Raw genomic sequence first — 16,642 nt, forward strand, 5'->3', positions numbered from 1 at the left:
AGTCAGCGCGGGAGACCACCCCGGATCTGGATGAGGGTGAGGTCCAGCAGCGGGGTGGGAACGTTGAGCTCCCGGGCCCTGCGTGCGAGGTCGCCGAGTATGTGTTCAGCTTCGGACGGCAGTCCTGCGCTGAGGTCCCGGTAGAGGGAAGAAGTGAATGCAGAGCCCGGCTCGGTGAGTATGCCGACGGCCTGTGCATGAGCGGCACCGGAAACGGGATGTCCAGCCGCTGCCGCCACCGCTTCGGTTTCACTGATGGCCTCCAGGATCCTGGACTGCCCGCCGGCCTCGAGGATCCGTCCCACCGGCGCCCGGAACAGGCAATTCACTATTCCCGCGGCTGCGATGAAGGCCCATTTGTCCCACAGCGCGCCCCTTACGTCGTCCACTACCGAGAAGTCGACGGCGGGCACGTTCAGAGCTTCGGAAACCTCCGGCGGGACAGGGTCTCCGTTCAGCCCGCCAATCATGAGCGAAGTGAGGGGCACCTGCTGGCGGACTACATCGCCGTCGAGGGTGGCGACAATCCGCGCCAGGCCGCCGAGCACCTGCCCCGGGTGCTGCTGCTCCAGCCGGTCCAGGTGGGCCATGCCGTTGAGGATGGGAATGATGCTGGTCCCAGGCCCGACGAAAGCGCCGATCTCGCCGAGTACGCCCTCGAACGCTGTGGCTTTGACCGTGACGAGGATCAGATCGAAGGCCGCTGAAGCGTCCGGGGCGGTGATGGTTTTCACCTGGTGCGTCCGGTCAGCGGTGGGCGAGACGAAGCGCAGCCCGTCGCGGCGGAGGGCCTCCTGCTTGCGCGGCCGCACCAGGTACGTGACATCCCGTCCCGCTTCCTGCAGGAGCGTACCGAACGCCCCGCCTGTTGCTCCGGCTCCGACGACGAGTATCCGCATGTGCGCATGCCTTTCCGGGGTTTGTCGAAAATGTTGACCGGTTTCAGGGTATGCCCGGAGGGTGTTGGCTTACGTGTTCAGCTCGGCGGCGGCGAAGGACACCGCGAAACGCGCGCACCAGATGCTGACGGAGCTGTAGTCGCCAAGCTCCGCGGCGGCCGGGATCTCGTAGTTCTGGTCGCCCTTGTTGGCTTTGAGACCGCCCAGGTCGAGGTAAGCCCCGTCATCGAAGACGTACCAGCCGGCGACTCCCTCGATCACCGGGGCGTCGGTGAGCCATACGTGGAGGTCGGGCCCGTCGGATGTATCAAGGCCTTCGAGCCTGAGGATCCGGCTCCCGTCCGGGAGTTCCAGGATCTTCACGGTTCCCGAGCTGGCATGTTCATGGCTGATGAGTTGGCCTGTTGCCAGCTCACGCGGAGCGGTGACGGGCGCGACGGCGGACGGCGCTGCCGAGGGTCCCGAGGGCTCCGTCGGCTCGTTCGAAGGTTCGACCGCAGGCTCGCCGGCTGGCGTGGCAGCAACCGGAAGATCCTCGATCACCGTTGAGCTGGTGAAAATGCGCCAGGGCTGGAACAGGTAAAGCCCAACGCTAACCGCGATGACAGCCACGAGCAGCAGGGCCGGGATGACAGCGCGTTTTCTCATACCCCGTCAACGTCCGGATCGAGGGCGCCGTTCCGGTCTGAAAACCGGCCAACCTTGCTTACCGCGCCACCGCAGCCTTCGCCGCCTGCTTGGCGTTCATCCGGGTCCATGCCCAGCGTGGACTGGGAGGAAGCAGCCCGGAAGCTGATGGAAACGCAGGACGACAACCCGCTGCTGGACCTTGACTCCCTGCCGTTCGAGAGCGGCCTTGCGATGGCGCGGGCGGAGCACAAGGGATAGCCCGGGAAACCGAAAGTAATGTGACGCGGGAATGTACGACGGCGCCGCTTGGGTGGGTGCCGAAGCCGCCTGAACCCGCGTGCCGGGGTTGCGCGGAATCTATTCCGCAAGGCGTCCTCGGCCCCAGCGCTGAGTGCCATCGTGGTCGACGCTCTGGCTGGATAGCGCCGCGTAGTCACACGCGGAGGCAGCGGCAACCATTTCCGCAGCGTTCCGCAGGGGCGACAAGATGGGCAAGTACTGGGCCATGCAGTCCGTCATGCTGCACCGCCCCGACCTCCGGCCGGCCCAGGCCCGCTTCACAGTCCCCACGCTCGTGCCGGGGAGAAGCACGCAGCGACGGTGCGGCCCACGAGTATAGGGGCTTCCTGAGCGGGCGCTGGATCATCGCACATCCTGCCGCTGCCCGCCATTAGTCACTTCGGTAGTCTGGCCGTGTGCGGCTGCTATAAGGAGTCCGACGAGTGCTTCCCGGCCAGAATATATGAGCCGCGCAGCTAGATCTCTAAAAGGCGAGGTGCCGCCTGGCGGCAGAACCACTTTTAGCAGCCCTGCCGCCCTTACATCTGGTATCTGCGCTACTTCAGTGCAGCGCAGACGTCAATGACGTTGCCCAAACCCTCAGTATCAAATTCAATAAACACGTTCTCCTTAGCAAGGAAAGTGAATGAGAAATTGCCCGAGGTCAGGAAAATTCCGTTGCTACGGGTGAGGAGATTCCTGCCTCTGGCCTTGAAAGTGATGTTGTCATCTTCGTCTGTTGTGATAAAGAAGACTCCGGTAACGACATAATTGACCGATTTCCCGGTCTTCAGGTTCGTTACGGTGGCTGTCTGCTTGGGGGCAGTAACGATGGACCCGCCGCTGGGCAGGATGATTTCCTTGGTCTTACCCGATATCGTCGCCTCTACATCGAAGCTGCATCCTGAGAGCGGCTGAGTGAATATGGTGCTGTCGGGGGGCCCCGACGGCGCAGTGTCAGGCGGAGCGGCTACGGCTGGAGCGGCCAAGAGCGTGATACTTCCGGCTAGAGCTGTAGCGATTAGCCAATTTTTCATTTTCAAGCCTCTTTGCTCTATTTGGCGAAGCGGAGTGTCAGGTGCAGATCATCGATAGAAGCCAACTTCTCATTGACTCCGGTATCACATTCCAGTTAAGAATAAGAATTGCTGGATGATCGCACTGCATCAGTGACGATGCGGCTTGCCCATGCCCAATATGGTCGGGGCCAACCTTTTGAAAAAGCTGAGCCGTGCTGTTCGCAAAAACCGTGCTACACGGGCTTCCTTTGACACGCTCACGGGACCAGCATATTCGGGACGAGTCCCTGACCGCGGCCTTCTGTATCCGCCTAAATTGTCCGGTCTGGGCCGGTGTGCCAATTATATTTGCGGCTACAGGAGCGGAGACTACCTAATCTCACGGTGTCGGGTAAAAAGGGGGTATCAAGCCTGAATGGTAGGAGACGGTCAATGCAGGGGCCTGTTCCTAGACGAATAAGGGATAGTTCAATTGCATTTATGGATTTGATCGGCCCTGCCCCTGTGCTCCTGAAGGCTCTGTGCCATTCTCTTATACTCATCCCAGTGGGGCCTACCCCGGCGTCAGCTGGATACGACCGCCGCCTTCGCCGCCTGCTTGGCGTCTATCCACTCGCTTAGCCGCGGCGCCCGCACGCTTGAGGTGATCCGGCAGTCGGCCACGAAGGTGCCCTTAGCGCCTGCGTCGATCCAGTCCGTGAGCGCCGAAAGGTCCGCCAGGGAACGGATCACAGCCGACTCGGCGCCCAACGCCCGGGCGATGCCGCTGAAGTCCACCTCGGGGATCAGCATGGGCTTTTCGGTCAAGCCCTGGGAACCGTACTGGTGGATCTCGCCTCCGTTCGCGGCATCGCTGTAGATCACCACGATCGCGCTGCGCGCCGCACCAATGAGCGATTCGAGGTCGGCCAGGCCCATCAGGAAACCGCCGTCGCCGGAAGCCAGCACCAGGGTGCGGCCGTCCCGGCTCGAAGGCCAACATCGATCACATCGCCATCACTTGCGGCGGTATCTGGGTGATCGATGCCAAGCGGTACAGGGGGCGGCCTGAACTGAAGGTCGAGGGATGCATCCTTCGCCCACGCGTCGCACGCCCTCGATCTGTTACCCACAACAGTCGTGCCTGCCGTTCAGCTGTGCTGGACACGGTCAGGCATAGCCGTCGGGTACACGGCGTCCCCGACGTTGCGCAGCCGCTCAGGTCCTGGGGCAGGGGCTAAAAGCCGAACAGTGTGGCGGCCAGCGAGTAGATCCCCAACAACCCGGCCGCAAACAGGATGCCCAGGTAGGCCAGAACCAGCCTGGTATCGCGGAGCAAGCAGTTCGACCTCGTCAGGCCCCGCCGTCGTGCCTTCCAATAACCTGCGAATCCGACGGCGGCGAACACGGCCAGGGTCACGGGACCGGCTGCCCAGCCCAGCAGGGCAATGGTCGCGAAAATGCAGAGCCGCAGCGGGTCGAAGGGCGGTGCCTGCGGATCCGTTGCAGGGTCAGGCCGGTGTCCGTGCCGGGCCGTGTGCTTCGAGCGTACGAGTTCTGACGGCGATGGCCCGGCTGCGATCCGCCGGGCATCATCAGAAGCGGAGCCCATCATTTCCTCCTCATCGCCGGTTCAGACCTGGCGGACCGGGAGGAGGCCGCGGCCCGTCGCCGTGCTCATGCGTTGCCTGGCAAGGGCTGGCCAGGCCTGGACGGCGCAGAAGGGAGCACACTGGTGATCACCGGCGTCGCTCTTTGTGCCCACGTGGACGCAGCATTGGGTGAGCCGTTCCTCGATCATGGTGGAGATGTCCATGAACGGCTTGACCATAATCCGCGTGATCCGTTCAGCGAGGAGCCGGCGGAGCCGCTGTTGCTGGCCCGGAAGCTTGCCGGCTGCGAGTGTGGTGAGTGTGCCGATGCCGAGGTCGCACTGGGTGCAGATGTTCTTCCAAAGGTCCGTGGTCCGCGGGTGGGACAGCGAGGACTGTTCACTGAGCAGGTCCAGCAGGGAGGTCTTCATGAGGTCACGCAGCTCAACCGGTATCGCGCTGTCGGCGATGCGGTTGGCGATGCTGTCGGGATTGAGTTCCAGCCAGGCGAGCAGTTGGTCGTGCCCGATGAGGGCTGTCAGCGAACGCCAGACCCCCGAGTCGTCCTTTAGCATGTAGCCCACGGATGCGCAGTGCGGATGCGAGCAGGGGAGTGCTGTCAGGTCGTGCCAGGAGACCACCCCTCCGGTCTGCTCCGCGAGCCGTTCCAGCACGCCGGTGTGGGTGAGCCTGTTGATGGGGTCGATGCCGTGGCCGCGTCCCGAACCGAACACCGGCTGAAGCGCCACCCCGCCAACAAACGGGGTTTCCAGGGCCCTCATAACGACGGCGCCGACCTCACCGTCGTTGACACCGAGCGCCGCCGTCATGGTCAGGGTGGTGAATACGCCTGCCTCGGACAGGCGGGCGATGGCCATGTCCTTGAAGCGGGTGAGGTCGCCGCCCCGGTGGTGGATGGAGGCTTCTTTGGACGGGCCGTCGTATTGCAGGTACACCTCCACCCGGTCCCGGTGCCGTTCCAGCAGTGCGAGGAGTTCGTCATCGGTGGCTATGAGCATCCCGTTGCTGTTCACCATGATCCTGACAATCGGCCGGGCGACGAGCTCATCCAGGAGTTCGGGCAGGTGGGGATAAAGCGTGGGCTCGCCGCCGGAGAGCATCAGCACATCCAGCCGCCCGTTTTCGCGGGTAAGACGGGTATCAATATTCGCGAGGACCTCGCTGAGCGGTGCCACGCCCTGCAGCTGCGGGCCGGACGCGGTGAAGCAGGTGGGGCAACGGAGATTGCAGTGCTCGATGACGTCCTGCAGCAGGAGGCATGTGTGCTGCGTCTGCATGGCGGGCAGTCCGTAAGCGTAGGCCTCCGGTATCTGGCGGTAGTTGCCGGCCTGGTCCGGGATGTGTTGCTTGGTGGGCGCCTGCCACTTCTCCAGATAGCGCAGGATTTCCGGTGACTCGTCGTACAGGGTGCGGACGAGGCCGTGATCCGGGCAGCCGCGTTCGAGCCAGACACGGTCATCGCGGATCAGCAGTACGCCGGAGAGACGGCGCACCTGCGCGAGCGGCGGGTCTGTCTCATGGCAGCGGGGACAGAAAGCCGTGACGTACCGGTGGATCCGGTCTCCGCGCAGCGGCTGGCCGGGGCCTGGCAGCGCCCGCCGGGAATTGATCGAGGACGCGTTCATATCTGACGGCTCATCTGGGAGAGGGAAATGACGCAGACCCCGCCGCCCATCAGGGTGAAGATCCCCAAGCCAATGAGCAGCCCCGCGCCCAACCGGGAAGTGCGCGGCCAGACAGCCAATGCACCAGCTATCGCAAGATACACGCCGATGGGGATAAAGACTGCAGGCCCGGCGAGTGGCGTCTTGTACCCTTCATCCGGGGCGATACCGGCTGTTGTCCCGAAGTAGAGGGCATAAAGGGCAATGGCGCCCACCACGACTCCAAGCAGCATGAAGAAGCCGCCCCCGCCCCCGCCCTTATACGGCGGTTCCTCGTCCCGTGGCTCTGGGTTGTCATCGCTCATGCTGTTGCTCCTTCCGGGATTTATATCCGTCCACTCGTTTGCGCGGCTAGGGCTCCGACGCAGATCCCACCGCCCAGCAGGGTGAAGATCCCCAGTCCAATCAGCAGCCCGGCACCCCACCGGGACGTGTGGGGACGGACAGCCAGCACAATTGCCACCGCCAGGAAAACGCCGATTGGAATGAACGCGGACGGACCTGTCAGGAAAGGCATGAAGGCCGGCCCGCCGAAAGCAATTGGTATCCCGACATATATGGCGTACAGGGCAGTAGTTCCAACCAGGACTCCGTATCCTAGGGAGCCGAGTGCTGGTTCAGGGGGTTCCTCCTCCTGGGGCGATAGGCGGTCTTCCCTCATGCCACAGCCCCTTCCGCTTTCGGACGGAGTGGTCTCCCGAAGACCTGCAGCGTCCGCCAGAACAGCAGCGGGAGTACCACGAGAAGGAACCATTGGGGACGGCTCATCCCCAGCCACAGCACGTCGTTGCCACGGACAAATTCGACGCCGAACCGGAACAAGGCGTAAGAGGTGACGTAGCAGATGAAGAGGTCGCCGGCGTGGGGCAGGCGGTCCCGGAACCGCCACATCACCGCGAAGGCGGCGAGATGGAACAGGATTTCGTAGGCAAAGGAAGGGTGGAGCCCTACACCGGGGACTCCACCCAACATCGCAGCCTGCTCCGGCGTGAGCGATATCCCCCATGCTCCGCCGGTCGGGGTGCCGGGCAGTTCTGTGAGAAGACAACCTACCCGCCCGACGACCAGCGCCAGGGCGACCGCGGGGGCCAGCAGATCCCCGGTGGACTCGCGGTAGCCCGTCAGGCGTTTGCCCAGATGGACGCCGAACCATGCCCCGACCAGGCCGGCGAGGATGCTGCGGTCGCCGTTGCCCCACCAGTCCGCCAAGGAGACCTGTCGGGAGACATCCCAGGTGAGGACCCTTGAACCAATGGCTCCGAAGGCAATCGCGAAACCGGCAATGGGCCACAACCGCGGATCCGAGAGGCCGCGCCGGCGCTTCTCATGGGCGTAAAACATCAGGGCTGCGAGGATTCCCAGCCCCAATAGGCCGGCGTGCACCAGCCCGTTCCCCGCGAAGGGAAGCCCGATCATGAGCAGAGTGTAGCAGCGAGAATTTCCTGCCCTTCGTTTTTCCGACCGGGCGATCCTGATGTTGTGGCTCCGCGCCGCAGCAGGGTTTCAGCGTGGCAGGCCGGACGTGATCTGTACGAGGGTGAGCTCTGAATACCCTGGAGTTCGCGCTCGCACGTTCACTGCGCTCAGAAAACTAGAGCAAACATCCCGGCTCCAAGGCTTACCTAATCGTCTGAGCTTGGTGGCCCCCAAGGTCCAGGTGCTGCCGCCCTCAAAATGCCTATCGGCCCAACGTGACGGCGGCAGCCCGCGCAGGATGAATTTCCCAGGGCAAGCTCATGCGGCTGATGTCAGCCAGTATCGGTGGCGGGGCGCACTCGAGATGGTATTGATCCTCCGACAAGTCTGGGCCATTGCGAGCCCCCGACGGATCTCTTACCCCGCCACCGCTGCCTTCGCGGCCTGCTTGGCGTTCATCCACTCGCTGAGCCACGGCGCCCGCACGGTTGAGGTGATCCGGCAGTCGGCCACGAAGGTGCCCTTGGCGCCGGCATCGATCCAGTCCGTAAGCGCCGAAAGGTCCGCCAGCGAACGGATCACAGCCGACTCGGCACCCAACGCACGGCCAATGCCGCTGAAGTCTACCTCGGGGATCAGCATGGGCTTTTCGGTCAAGCCCTGGGAGCCGTACTGGTGGATTTCGGCTCCGTAGGCGGCATCGTTGTAGATCACCACAATCGCGCTCTTCGCCGCACCGATCAGCGATTCGAGGTCGGCCAGGCCCATCAGGAAACCGCCATCGCCGGAGGCCAGCACCAGGGTGCGGCCGTCCTCCACTGCGCGGGCCGCCCCCACGGCGCTGGCAAGGCCCAGCCCGATGGCCTGGAACGCGGTCCCCACCATCACCAGGTCCTGCGGCCGCGGAATGTTCCAGTACATCGGCGCCCAGCCCACGAAGTGCCCGCCGTCCTGGACCACCGTGCGGCGCTCCGGCAGCACGGCGTCGAGCGCCGTGGCGAGGGAGCGCGGGTCCAGCCGGCCATCCGGCGTCTCGTCCGAGCCCGGGTGGTGCCCCGGTCCCGAGGCCAGGCGCTTAGAAGCTTCCGCCCGCCAACCCTGAGCCGAAGCCGCGCCATCAAGCAACGACAGAAGACGTCCCGCGGCGGACTTCGCGTCCGCGCTGACGAACAGGTCCACCCGGGGGTTCGTCGGCTGCAGGGCGCTGTCGATCTGGATCACCGTGCTGTCCGGGCCGAGCAGGTGCCCGAACCGCATGGTGAACGGGCTCAGGCTCGCCCCGGCCACCAGCACCACGTCGGCCTCGCCCATAAGCCCGGCCGCGGTGTCCGTGCCGAAACCGCCCGCGACGCCCAGATACCCCTCGCCATTGAGGAGGTTGAGCGCCAGCGCGGTTCCGGCGGTCAGGGCGCCGAGGCGGTCGGCGAGTTCCCGGAGCTCCGGGCCAGCTCCGGCGAGGTGCGCACCTCGGCCGGCGAGGATCAGCGGGCGCTTCGCCCCGGCGAGCAGGCGGGCTGCCTGCACAAGGCCGCGGTCGACGTCGTCCGTCACCTGAGCCGCGAGAGGCGCCGGAAGTTCCTCGTCCCCAGCCTCGAGTGACGCGAGGTCGTAGGGGATGGCAACCACGACGGCGGTGCGCTTGGTGAGTGCGTACTCCACCGCCTGCTGGGTGATGGCGCCCGCGGAGTCGCGGGTGACGGTGAAGGTGGCCGCGCCCAGGCCGGCGGCGATGGCCGCCTGGTCCACGTCCTGCGGCCGGGCGCCGCTGCTCGGCGCGTCCCCGGTGACCAGCACAACCGGGATCTGCGCCTGGACCGCCTCGGCCAGGGCGGTGAGCGCGTTGGTATAGCCGGGGCCGTAGGTGGTGGTGCCGGCCGCGAGCCGTCCGGAGGTCCGGTAGTAGGCGTCGGCCGCGGCGATGGCGGCGCCCTCGTGACGGACGGGGGAGAAGCGCAGCCCCACCTTTTCGGCCGCGTCCAGGAAGTAGACGTTGCCGTTGCCCATAACGCCGAAGACGTCGCTGAGGTAGCTGCTGAGAACCTGTGCCACGCGGCCCGAGACGGTGAGAGTAGTCATGCAGGAATCCTGCGGGCCAGCTTGCGGATAAGCAATAGAACCGGATCTGGCTGGGATTATTGGCAGTCTGAAGTAGGAGTAATTGAAAATATGCCTACTTGTGGCCTGCGTCACCAGTAGTTTCATCCGCAGGGCGGGAGTCCTGCTGGGACAGCCGGTTCAGGAGGCCGTCGTACCGGGGCGGCATTAGTTCGACGACGGAAATGGCGGTGCTGGTCCGCTGGATCCCGTCGATGGCCAGGATCTGGTTGGTGATGCGGTACAGATCGGCCGTGCTCCGTGCCACCACCTTGGCCATCAGGTCCGCGTCCCCGGTGGTGGCGTGCACCTCAATCACCTCGGGGATGGCCGCGAGCCCGTTCTCCACCGCGCCCGCCCGCGTCTGGCTGATGGCCAAGGAGAGGAAGGCCATCAGGTCGTAGCCGAGGGCGGCAGGGTCCAGCCTGCGGCTGAAGGAGCGGAGGGCGCCGCTGCGCTCCAGCCGTGACAGCCGGGCATGGACGGTGTTACGTGCGACGCCGAGTGTCCGGGAGAGTGCCAGGGCGCTGGCTTCGGGATCCTTGTCCAGGGCAAGGATGATCCTGCCGTCTAGGGAATCCAGGGTGGGGGCGTTAGTGATAGTCATATTTTCACCATATGCAGTAGAAGTTGAGCAGAAGTCCCAATGCCTTGAGCGTATCTTGCAATGTGCGCCGGGTCACAATCATGATCGGTCCTCATGACCCTCACTCAGCTTCAATCGGCACCGGCCACCGCGCGCCCCACCCTTCGTGCCGCGGTGACCGGCCTCCCGTCCTACGTCCCGGGCCGGCGCAGCGCCGGTATGGACATCGCAGCCCTCGCCAGCAACGAAAGCCACTACGAGCCCCTGCCCGCGGCAATCGCTGCGGTGGCCGGAGCGGCAGGTGCCATGAACCGCTACCCGGACATGGCCGCCGTCGAACTCCGCGAACGGCTTGCCCGACAGCTCGGCGTCACAGCCGAGGAGATCGGGGTGGGACCCGGCAGCGTCGGCGTCCTCCAGCAGATCATCACCGGACTGTGCGACGCCGGGGATGAAGTGATCTTCGCGTGGCGCTCCTTCGAGGCCTACCCCATCCTGGTGGAGTTGGCGGGCGCCCGGCCGGTCCGCATCCCGCTGGACCACTTGGAGGGCCACGACCTCGATGCCATGGCCGCGGCCGTCACCGAGCGCACCAGGGTCATCCTGCTGTGCACCCCCAACAACCCCACCGGCGTCCCGATCAGCCATGACCGCATCGAGGCCTTCCTGCGCGCCGTCCGCTCCGACATCCTCGTGGTGATCGACGAGGCCTACGTGGAGTATGCCGAGGCCGGGAGCGGCCCCGATTCCCTGGCGCTCTACCGCGAGTACCCGAACGTCTGCATCCTCCGCACCTTCTCGAAGGCCTACGGACTGGCCGGCCTGCGGGTGGGATACGCCGTGGCGGCGCCGGAGATCGCCGAGGGACTGCGCCGGACTGCCCTTCCCTTCTCGGTGAGCGCGCTGGCCCAGAAGGCGGCCGTCGCATCGCTGGACGCGGGGGAGGAGATGGAGGCGCGGGTCGCCGTCGTCAAGCAGGAGCGTGCACGGATGTCTCGGGAGCTGGCAGCCCGGGGCTGGAAGCTGGAGCCGAGCCAGGGCAATTTCCTGTGGATCCGTGCCGACGACGAGCTCCGGACCAGGCTGATGGAGGCGTTCGACGGCGCCGGCATCATGGTCCGGGCGTATCAGGGCGACGGCGTGCGCATCACCGTTGCTGACGCCGCCGCCAACGACCGCGTGCTCCGGATCCTGGCAGCCCACGCAGCCTGAACCTTAATCCCAAAATCCGTTCCACCTACTAACTAGAGGAATCCCATGGAACAACAGACAAAGACGTCTGCCCGCGCGCTCGGCGCGGCCCTCAAACCCCGCCAGCTCACCATGATGGGGCTTGGAAGCGCCATCGGTGCGGGCCTGTTTATCGGCTCCGGTGCCGGCATCCAAGCTGCCGGCCCGGCGGTGCTGATCTCCTACCTCGTAGCGGGCACCCTCATCATCCTGGTGATGTGGGCCCTCGGCGAGATGGCCGCGGCCAATCCGGACAGCGGCGCCTTCTCCGTCTACACCGCCAAGGCTTACGGGCCGGTGGCCGGCGCCACGGTGGGCTGGCTCTGGTGGCTGCAGCTCGTGGTGGTCATCGCGGCGGAAGCGCTTGGCGCCGCAGGGCTCCTGGCCACCATCTTCCCGGCCCTGCCGGTGTGGCTGATGGCTTTCGTGTTCATCGTGGTGCTCACCGCCGTGAACCTGACGAGCGTGAAGAACTTTGGCGAGTTCGAGTTCTGGTTTGCGCTGCTCAAGGTGGCGGCGATCGTCGGCTTCCTCCTGGTGGGCGCTGCGCTGCTGTTCGGCTGGCTGCCGGGCGTCCAGTCGCCGGGGCTGTCCAACTTCACCGGCGAGGGCTTCGCGCCGAGCGGTTTCGCCGGCATTGCGACGGCGCTGTTCGTGGTGGCGTTCGCGTTCGGCGGCACCGAGATTGTGTCCGTGGCCGCAGCTGAGACCGCCGAGCCGGCACGCAGCGTGAAGAAGGCTGTCCGGACGGTGCTGTGGCGCATACTTGTGTTCTACATCGGCGCCATCTTCGTGATCGCTGCGGTGGTTCCCGTGGGTTCGGCAGGTTTGAAGAGCCCGTTCGCCGCGGTGCTGGACGCCGCCGGCATGCCCGGCGCAGCCACCGCCATTACCTTGGTGGCCGTCGCAGCACTCCTCTCGGCCCTCAACGCCAACCTCTACGGTGCCTCCCGGATGGCGTACTCGCTTGCCGAGCGCGGTGAAGCGCCGCGCTTGCTCGCTTCCGTGTCCAAGGCCAGGGTTCCGGTGGTTGCAGTCCTGGCCAGCGTCGCGTTCGGCGTTGTCACTGTGGTGCTGGAGCTGGCGTTCCCGGAGATGGTCCTTCCCGTCCTGCTCAACATCGTGGGCTCCACCTGCCTGCTGGTGTGGACGTCGGCGCTCCTGGCCCAGCTCGCCCTGCGCCTCCGCGCCGACCGCGAGGGAACGGAGCTTCCCTTGCGGATGCCCGGCTTCCCGTGGCTCACGGTGGTTGGGTTGGTCATCCTCGCGGCGATCTTCACGGTGGGCTTCATCGGCGAGGATTCCCGTCCGCAGCTGCTGAGCACTTTCGGGCTTGTGGCGGTTCTGGCTGTGGCGAACTGGCTGAACCACCGTGGCGGCCGGAAGGTTGCGGGACGCATTGAAGCGTCGGACGGTGAAAAGCAGCCGGTGCTCATCGACTGAATCAGGTGATTTGAATCCTGCGAGGGGTTCATGACAAACGACGGGCGCGTTCGGTCTGACCGGGCGCGCCCTTCTCCAAACACGACAGTTGGCCATGAGGGACGACTGGCGGCGGTGCGGCCGCGCAGCTGCTCTGGGTGCCGTTCGCTTGCCGTGGAGTCGACTTGTGTCGGCGCTGTAGCGCGAGACTAGTACAGCTGTCGCGGCTTTAACTATCTGGTGGATATTCGTGATGACGTCCGGCTGATCACTGACTCGCGGAAGCAACTCCCAAGTTCGGGCAAACAAACGCGACGGTTCCAAGGCTGCCTTGCGTTGGCGATGTGTCTCACGCCCGAGGTGTCACAGAATCCATGACTTGCAAGACGTCCTTCTATTGGTCCTCGGCAGGCTAGTGCCCGGTATTCCCCTGGATGTGAGTCGGAATGTACGATGAGGGCTCATCTCGGATGTGGCGAAAATATCTTTGGGGGCGGGACTTGGAAATACCTAGCGACTTGATTTCGGCTGTGGCCGAAAGGCGCGTAATTCCATTTGTTGGTGCTGGTTTTTCCTCGACAGTGGGACTCCCCGACTGGGACCAGCTGTTAGCGAAGCTGGCCAATGAGACCGAGGGGTCTCTGCCCTATGACGAGTTAAAGCGCCATACGCGCGGTGACAATCTCCAGATAGCTGAGTACCTCTACTTGAAATCGGACCAGCGAATCGGGCCCTTGCGGCACGTGATCGAACGCGGAATGCCTGGGGGCGTTGACGCAACTTTGTCGACTGCTCACATCGAGCTCCTAAATCTCAACGCCCCCCAGATCTACACAACAAACTACGACGATCTGTTGGAATCCACTTACCGCGCGCTTGGTGTCCCGGTTAACGTCGTTGCGCTAGGTAGAGATGTGGCTGTTGCTGGCCAGCAGGCAACCCAGGTCGTCAAGTATCATGGCGACCTGCGGCATGAAGAAACGTTGGTCCTGACGGAGTCGTCTTACTTCAAGCGTCTTGACTTCGAGTCCGCGATGGATGTGAAGTTTCGGGCCGATCTACTTGGCCGCTCGGTACTGTTCATGGGTTACAGCTTTCGGGACATCAACATCCGGCTCATTTGGTTTAAATTGAACCAAATGATGGAAGACATTCCCACCGCCGACCGGCGGCAGTCTTACATCGTGCGCCTAGAACGAAATCCTGTTCTTGAGGAGCTTTACGAAGCAGTTGGGCTAAAGACCTTGGTCCTGGATTCACCGAACAAGGAGGCGAGGCGACGCATTCCAGAAAGGTGGCGCCCGAACGCGATAGGAATGGAAGCAGAAATTTCTTCGATCGGTGCTTTTCTTTCTGCACTGTCCTCTATAGCAGCTTCGAGGCGACACGACAGTGATGCTGCCGGGCAGCTGTTTGCAAGCCTGGACTTGGTAGAGCAAGCCGAGAAGGAATTCGAGGCGGCCGAGCACGAGAGCGATCCAGATTCGATGGCAAGGTTCTTCGGCTTGAGGGTGTGCGAGCGCCTGCTCGAACGTCGGGTGCCCCCCTCCTTGAAAGGACGCCTCGAAGCAATTACGGCGAAAATGGTCCGAGTGACAACTGGCAGATGGTCGTTGGCCGCCAAAGTTATTGAGATGGAGCAGGCCAAGGGCGCGAGCCCGGAACTTTCCTGGTATGTTGCGCAAATTTTGATAAGGACAGTCCCAACAGAAGTCCGTGATGAAATGCTGAAGTCCGGAATCGTGCAGTGGCCCTTGATCTGGGAAGCATCCATCGGTGAAGAGAATGCGTCTAAAATACTAGACCGGTTGGAAAAAGAGATCGACTATACCCAAGACGAGAATGGAGCCGATGCCGATCTCGCCTACGCGGCCGACCTCGCCCGGCGTCTAATCCATGGATGGCTTGAGACGCCAAGTGATGTCTTTGTCGAGCGGGCTAAGGAACTTCTTGGCTTGGCTGCCGAAATATACCCGGCCGTGGCTGATATACCTATCACAGAAGACAGTCCGGAGCTTGACGCGGTTTTGCTCCAAGTGGAAGAACGGCGTGCGGTTGTTGAAAGGCCTGCCGAAGAGGAAGCCTCCTAGCAAGGGAGGGGAGTACTATCCTTTGCTACTATCTAGGCTTCCGCGGTCTGCATAACGCCTCCGGTCCCGAATGGGTTGCAATGCTTTAGGCGTCCCTGCCCTCGGGCGAAAACAATGACTACTTCAACCGGCATAACGTCTACCGTTAATGCTCGTTGTGAGCAGTGGGTACTCCATCTGTGCTTGCAAGCCCTCGCGGAGAACTTGCCTGGCAGGTAATTCTTCTTGCCTGCGTTGAGAACAGTTCACCATCGCTTGTGAAGAAGTCCCGGCGGTGTGTGATCCATACGTTCTGCGCAGCATCCCCAATTCCTATTCAAGTACCGTCAGCGGGCTTTATCCGCTGACAATTTGAAGTTTGGCACGACCGTATTAGGCATCACCGAAATCTCAATGGGTAACGGTGGGCGCAGGAGACTTGGACGTGTCGTCAGGTTGTGACTGCGCGCCGAGAATGCCAGCCCACCCACCGGAAAGCGCGCTCGCGGTGCCAAATACTGCCGCCCAAGCTGCGCGATGAAGGGAGCGGCGGGATAAGGTGACATGCTTCGCCACGTTCACTTCCTGAGGCTGCTGTAGCGATGCTTCCGACTCCCGGGCGCGCTTTAGAAGGGCGTCACGCTGATCAAATGCCTTCTTGGCCTCGGGCTGATTTCCTTGTATCGAGTATCTTTCACCTGCATCCTTGAGGGTGGCTGCGGCATCCCTTGACTCTTGCACTTCTTCGGTGGTGCGTTGGAAGCCGCTGAAGTCTTCGGTGGCTTGCGAGTGGTCGGAGTTGGCTGCCCAAAGGGCGAAGCCCAAAGCGGCGAGGGCGGCCGCCATGGAGAGGATTTCGAGAGCGATCATGATGCCCATGATGCCAGCCCGGCGAAAGCGGGTTCGCAGGTTGCACGATTTCGATCGGCTTCCGGGCACAGCAGCACCTGCGCTGGCACGTTAGCCAATATTCAGTGCGCTCCAGCTCTACCCTGCGCCAGCCCCATGAACATCGTCCGGTGCAGGATGTCCACGTGCTTCCGGGCCACCTCCACGGCGTCCTGAACGTCTCCGGCGCGGAGGGCGGCCAACAGGGCGATGTGGTCCTGGTTGGATTTGTGCAGCTTCTCGATGGGGTAGGGGATGAAGTAGTCGTAAAGCTCGGCGAGGGTCTCGTGATACACCTCGACGGCGGAGTCCAGGCACGATGCAGTGCCCACCAGTTGATGGAACTGCTCGTCCATCCGGTGGTAATAGGACCAGTCGGTCGCCTCAGCCATTTCGCGGGTCAGCCGCTCCAGCTCATCCAGCTGCTCCGCCGACGCATTGACCGCGGCATAGTGCGTCACCGCGCACTCGAACAACAGCCTTCGGTCCACCAGCCTGTTCACCGCCTGGGACTCAGCCGGCGAAGCCGAAAGTGACGCCAAAACCTCAGTAGGTGGCGCATCGGCAACGAACGTTCCGCCGGCCCGGCCGCGCCGGCGCACCACGACGCCCTGCTCCGCCAGGCTCGCCAAAGCACGCCTGGCAGTAATCGGGCTAACCGAAAGACCCAGGGCAACATCCTCCTGGTCGGGCAACCGCTCGCCGGGCTTCAGCAGCCCGAGCGAAATCGCCATCCCGATCCGCATTCGAACGGCGTCCATCGCACTGCGGCGCTCCATCCCGGACATCCTGCCGGCACTAAGGCGGGCGGGCTCGGCGGTGTCCTCCAGCTGACGGGTCATATCCGCTACTTT

The 16,642-nt window shown here is 63.7% G+C and carries 16 protein-coding genes and 1 pseudogene; 5 read left to right on the forward strand and 12 right to left on the reverse strand.

From position 1 onward, the window contains the following. Positions 1-2: 2 nt before the first annotated feature. Together AC3A4Z_RS08460 and AC3A4Z_RS08465 are read right to left on the reverse strand one after the other, a co-directional pair. Positions 3-899, reverse strand: coding sequence for a ketopantoate reductase family protein (locus tag AC3A4Z_RS08460; RefSeq protein WP_498711183.1), 897 nt, complete (start codon positions 897-899; stop codon positions 3-5). Between the two features lie 69 nt (positions 900-968). After that, a complete protein-coding gene (locus AC3A4Z_RS08465) occupies positions 969-1,547 on the reverse strand; it encodes a DM13 domain-containing protein (RefSeq protein WP_498711184.1) in 579 nt (192 codons plus the stop codon). Positions 1,548-1,655: 108 nt separating this feature from the next. Here AC3A4Z_RS08465 and AC3A4Z_RS08470 point away from each other — a divergent pair, with 108 nt between their 5' ends. Beyond that, positions 1,656-1,787 (forward strand): hypothetical protein, encoded by a 132-nt coding sequence (locus AC3A4Z_RS08470; protein WP_498711185.1) that lies wholly within the window; start codon positions 1,656-1,658, stop codon positions 1,785-1,787. A gap of 578 nt (positions 1,788-2,365) precedes the next feature. Here the strand turns inward: AC3A4Z_RS08470 and AC3A4Z_RS08475 are convergent. Beyond that, positions 2,366-2,845: a hypothetical protein gene (locus AC3A4Z_RS08475; protein WP_498711186.1), complete on the reverse strand. Its 480-nt coding sequence runs from the start codon at positions 2,843-2,845 to the stop codon at positions 2,366-2,368. 546 nt (positions 2,846-3,391) lie between these two features. Continuing rightward, a pseudogene (locus tag AC3A4Z_RS08480) lies at positions 3,392-3,790 on the reverse strand (thiamine pyrophosphate-dependent enzyme); the annotation flags it as partial. 32 nt (positions 3,791-3,822) lie between these two features. On the opposite strand from AC3A4Z_RS08480, the gene AC3A4Z_RS08485 reads away from it, so the two are divergent. Beyond that, positions 3,823-4,047, forward strand: a complete 225-nt coding sequence (locus AC3A4Z_RS08485) for a hypothetical protein (RefSeq protein WP_498711426.1) — start codon at positions 3,823-3,825, stop codon at positions 4,045-4,047. Here the strand turns inward: AC3A4Z_RS08485 and AC3A4Z_RS08490 are convergent. From AC3A4Z_RS08490 to AC3A4Z_RS08515, 6 genes are all read right to left on the reverse strand, one after another. Beyond that, positions 4,044-4,418, reverse strand: coding sequence for a hypothetical protein (locus AC3A4Z_RS08490; RefSeq protein ID WP_498711187.1), 375 nt, complete (start codon positions 4,416-4,418; stop codon positions 4,044-4,046). The genes AC3A4Z_RS08485 and AC3A4Z_RS08490 overlap by 4 nt on opposite strands. Before the next feature lie 21 nt (positions 4,419-4,439). Further along, positions 4,440-6,044 carry a radical SAM protein gene (locus AC3A4Z_RS08495; protein WP_498711188.1) on the reverse strand — a complete coding sequence of 535 codons (1,605 nt, stop codon included), beginning with the start codon at positions 6,042-6,044 and terminating at the stop codon, positions 4,440-4,442. Further along, positions 6,041-6,388 carry a hypothetical protein gene (locus AC3A4Z_RS08500; protein WP_498711189.1) on the reverse strand — a complete coding sequence of 116 codons (348 nt, stop codon included), beginning with the start codon at positions 6,386-6,388 and terminating at the stop codon, positions 6,041-6,043. Before AC3A4Z_RS08500 ends, AC3A4Z_RS08495 begins: the two co-directional genes overlap by 4 nt. Before the next feature lie 352 nt (positions 6,389-6,740). After that, positions 6,741-7,499: a prolipoprotein diacylglyceryl transferase gene (locus AC3A4Z_RS08505; protein WP_498711190.1), complete on the reverse strand. Its 759-nt coding sequence runs from the start codon at positions 7,497-7,499 to the stop codon at positions 6,741-6,743. 417 nt (positions 7,500-7,916) lie between these two features. After that, positions 7,917-9,575, reverse strand: coding sequence for a thiamine pyrophosphate-binding protein (locus AC3A4Z_RS08510; protein WP_498711191.1), 1,659 nt, complete (start codon positions 9,573-9,575; stop codon positions 7,917-7,919). A 94-nt stretch (positions 9,576-9,669) separates the two neighbouring features. Continuing rightward, a complete protein-coding gene (locus tag AC3A4Z_RS08515) occupies positions 9,670-10,200 on the reverse strand; it encodes an Lrp/AsnC family transcriptional regulator (RefSeq protein WP_498711192.1) in 531 nt (176 codons plus the stop codon). 93 nt (positions 10,201-10,293) lie between these two features. On the opposite strand from AC3A4Z_RS08515, the gene hisC reads away from it, so the two are divergent. The 3 genes from hisC (at position 10,294) to AC3A4Z_RS08530 (ending at position 14,921) form a co-directional block, all read left to right on the forward strand. Next, positions 10,294-11,391, forward strand: a complete 1,098-nt coding sequence (hisC, locus tag AC3A4Z_RS08520; RefSeq protein ID WP_498711193.1) for a histidinol-phosphate transaminase — start codon at positions 10,294-10,296, stop codon at positions 11,389-11,391. Positions 11,392-11,436: 45 nt separating this feature from the next. Beyond that, positions 11,437-12,852: an amino acid permease gene (locus tag AC3A4Z_RS08525; RefSeq protein ID WP_498711194.1), complete on the forward strand. Its 1,416-nt coding sequence runs from the start codon at positions 11,437-11,439 to the stop codon at positions 12,850-12,852. 509 nt (positions 12,853-13,361) lie between these two features. Continuing rightward, positions 13,362-14,921 (forward strand): SIR2 family protein, encoded by a 1,560-nt coding sequence (locus AC3A4Z_RS08530; RefSeq protein WP_498711195.1) that lies wholly within the window; start codon positions 13,362-13,364, stop codon positions 14,919-14,921. 390 nt (positions 14,922-15,311) lie between these two features. On the opposite strand, the gene AC3A4Z_RS08535 is transcribed toward AC3A4Z_RS08530, so the two are convergent. Continuing rightward, the gene (locus tag AC3A4Z_RS08535; RefSeq protein ID WP_498711196.1) at positions 15,312-15,779 is read right to left on the reverse strand and encodes a hypothetical protein; all 468 of its coding nucleotides are present in this window, start codon (positions 15,777-15,779) and stop codon (positions 15,312-15,314) included. A 92-nt stretch (positions 15,780-15,871) separates the two neighbouring features. Continuing rightward, entirely contained in the window at positions 15,872-16,630 is a 759-nt protein-coding gene (locus tag AC3A4Z_RS08540) for a FadR/GntR family transcriptional regulator (protein ID WP_498711197.1), read from the reverse strand. Positions 16,631-16,642 lie beyond the last annotated feature (12 nt).

The organism is Arthrobacter sp. Soil_C_49 (assembly GCF_057656635.1).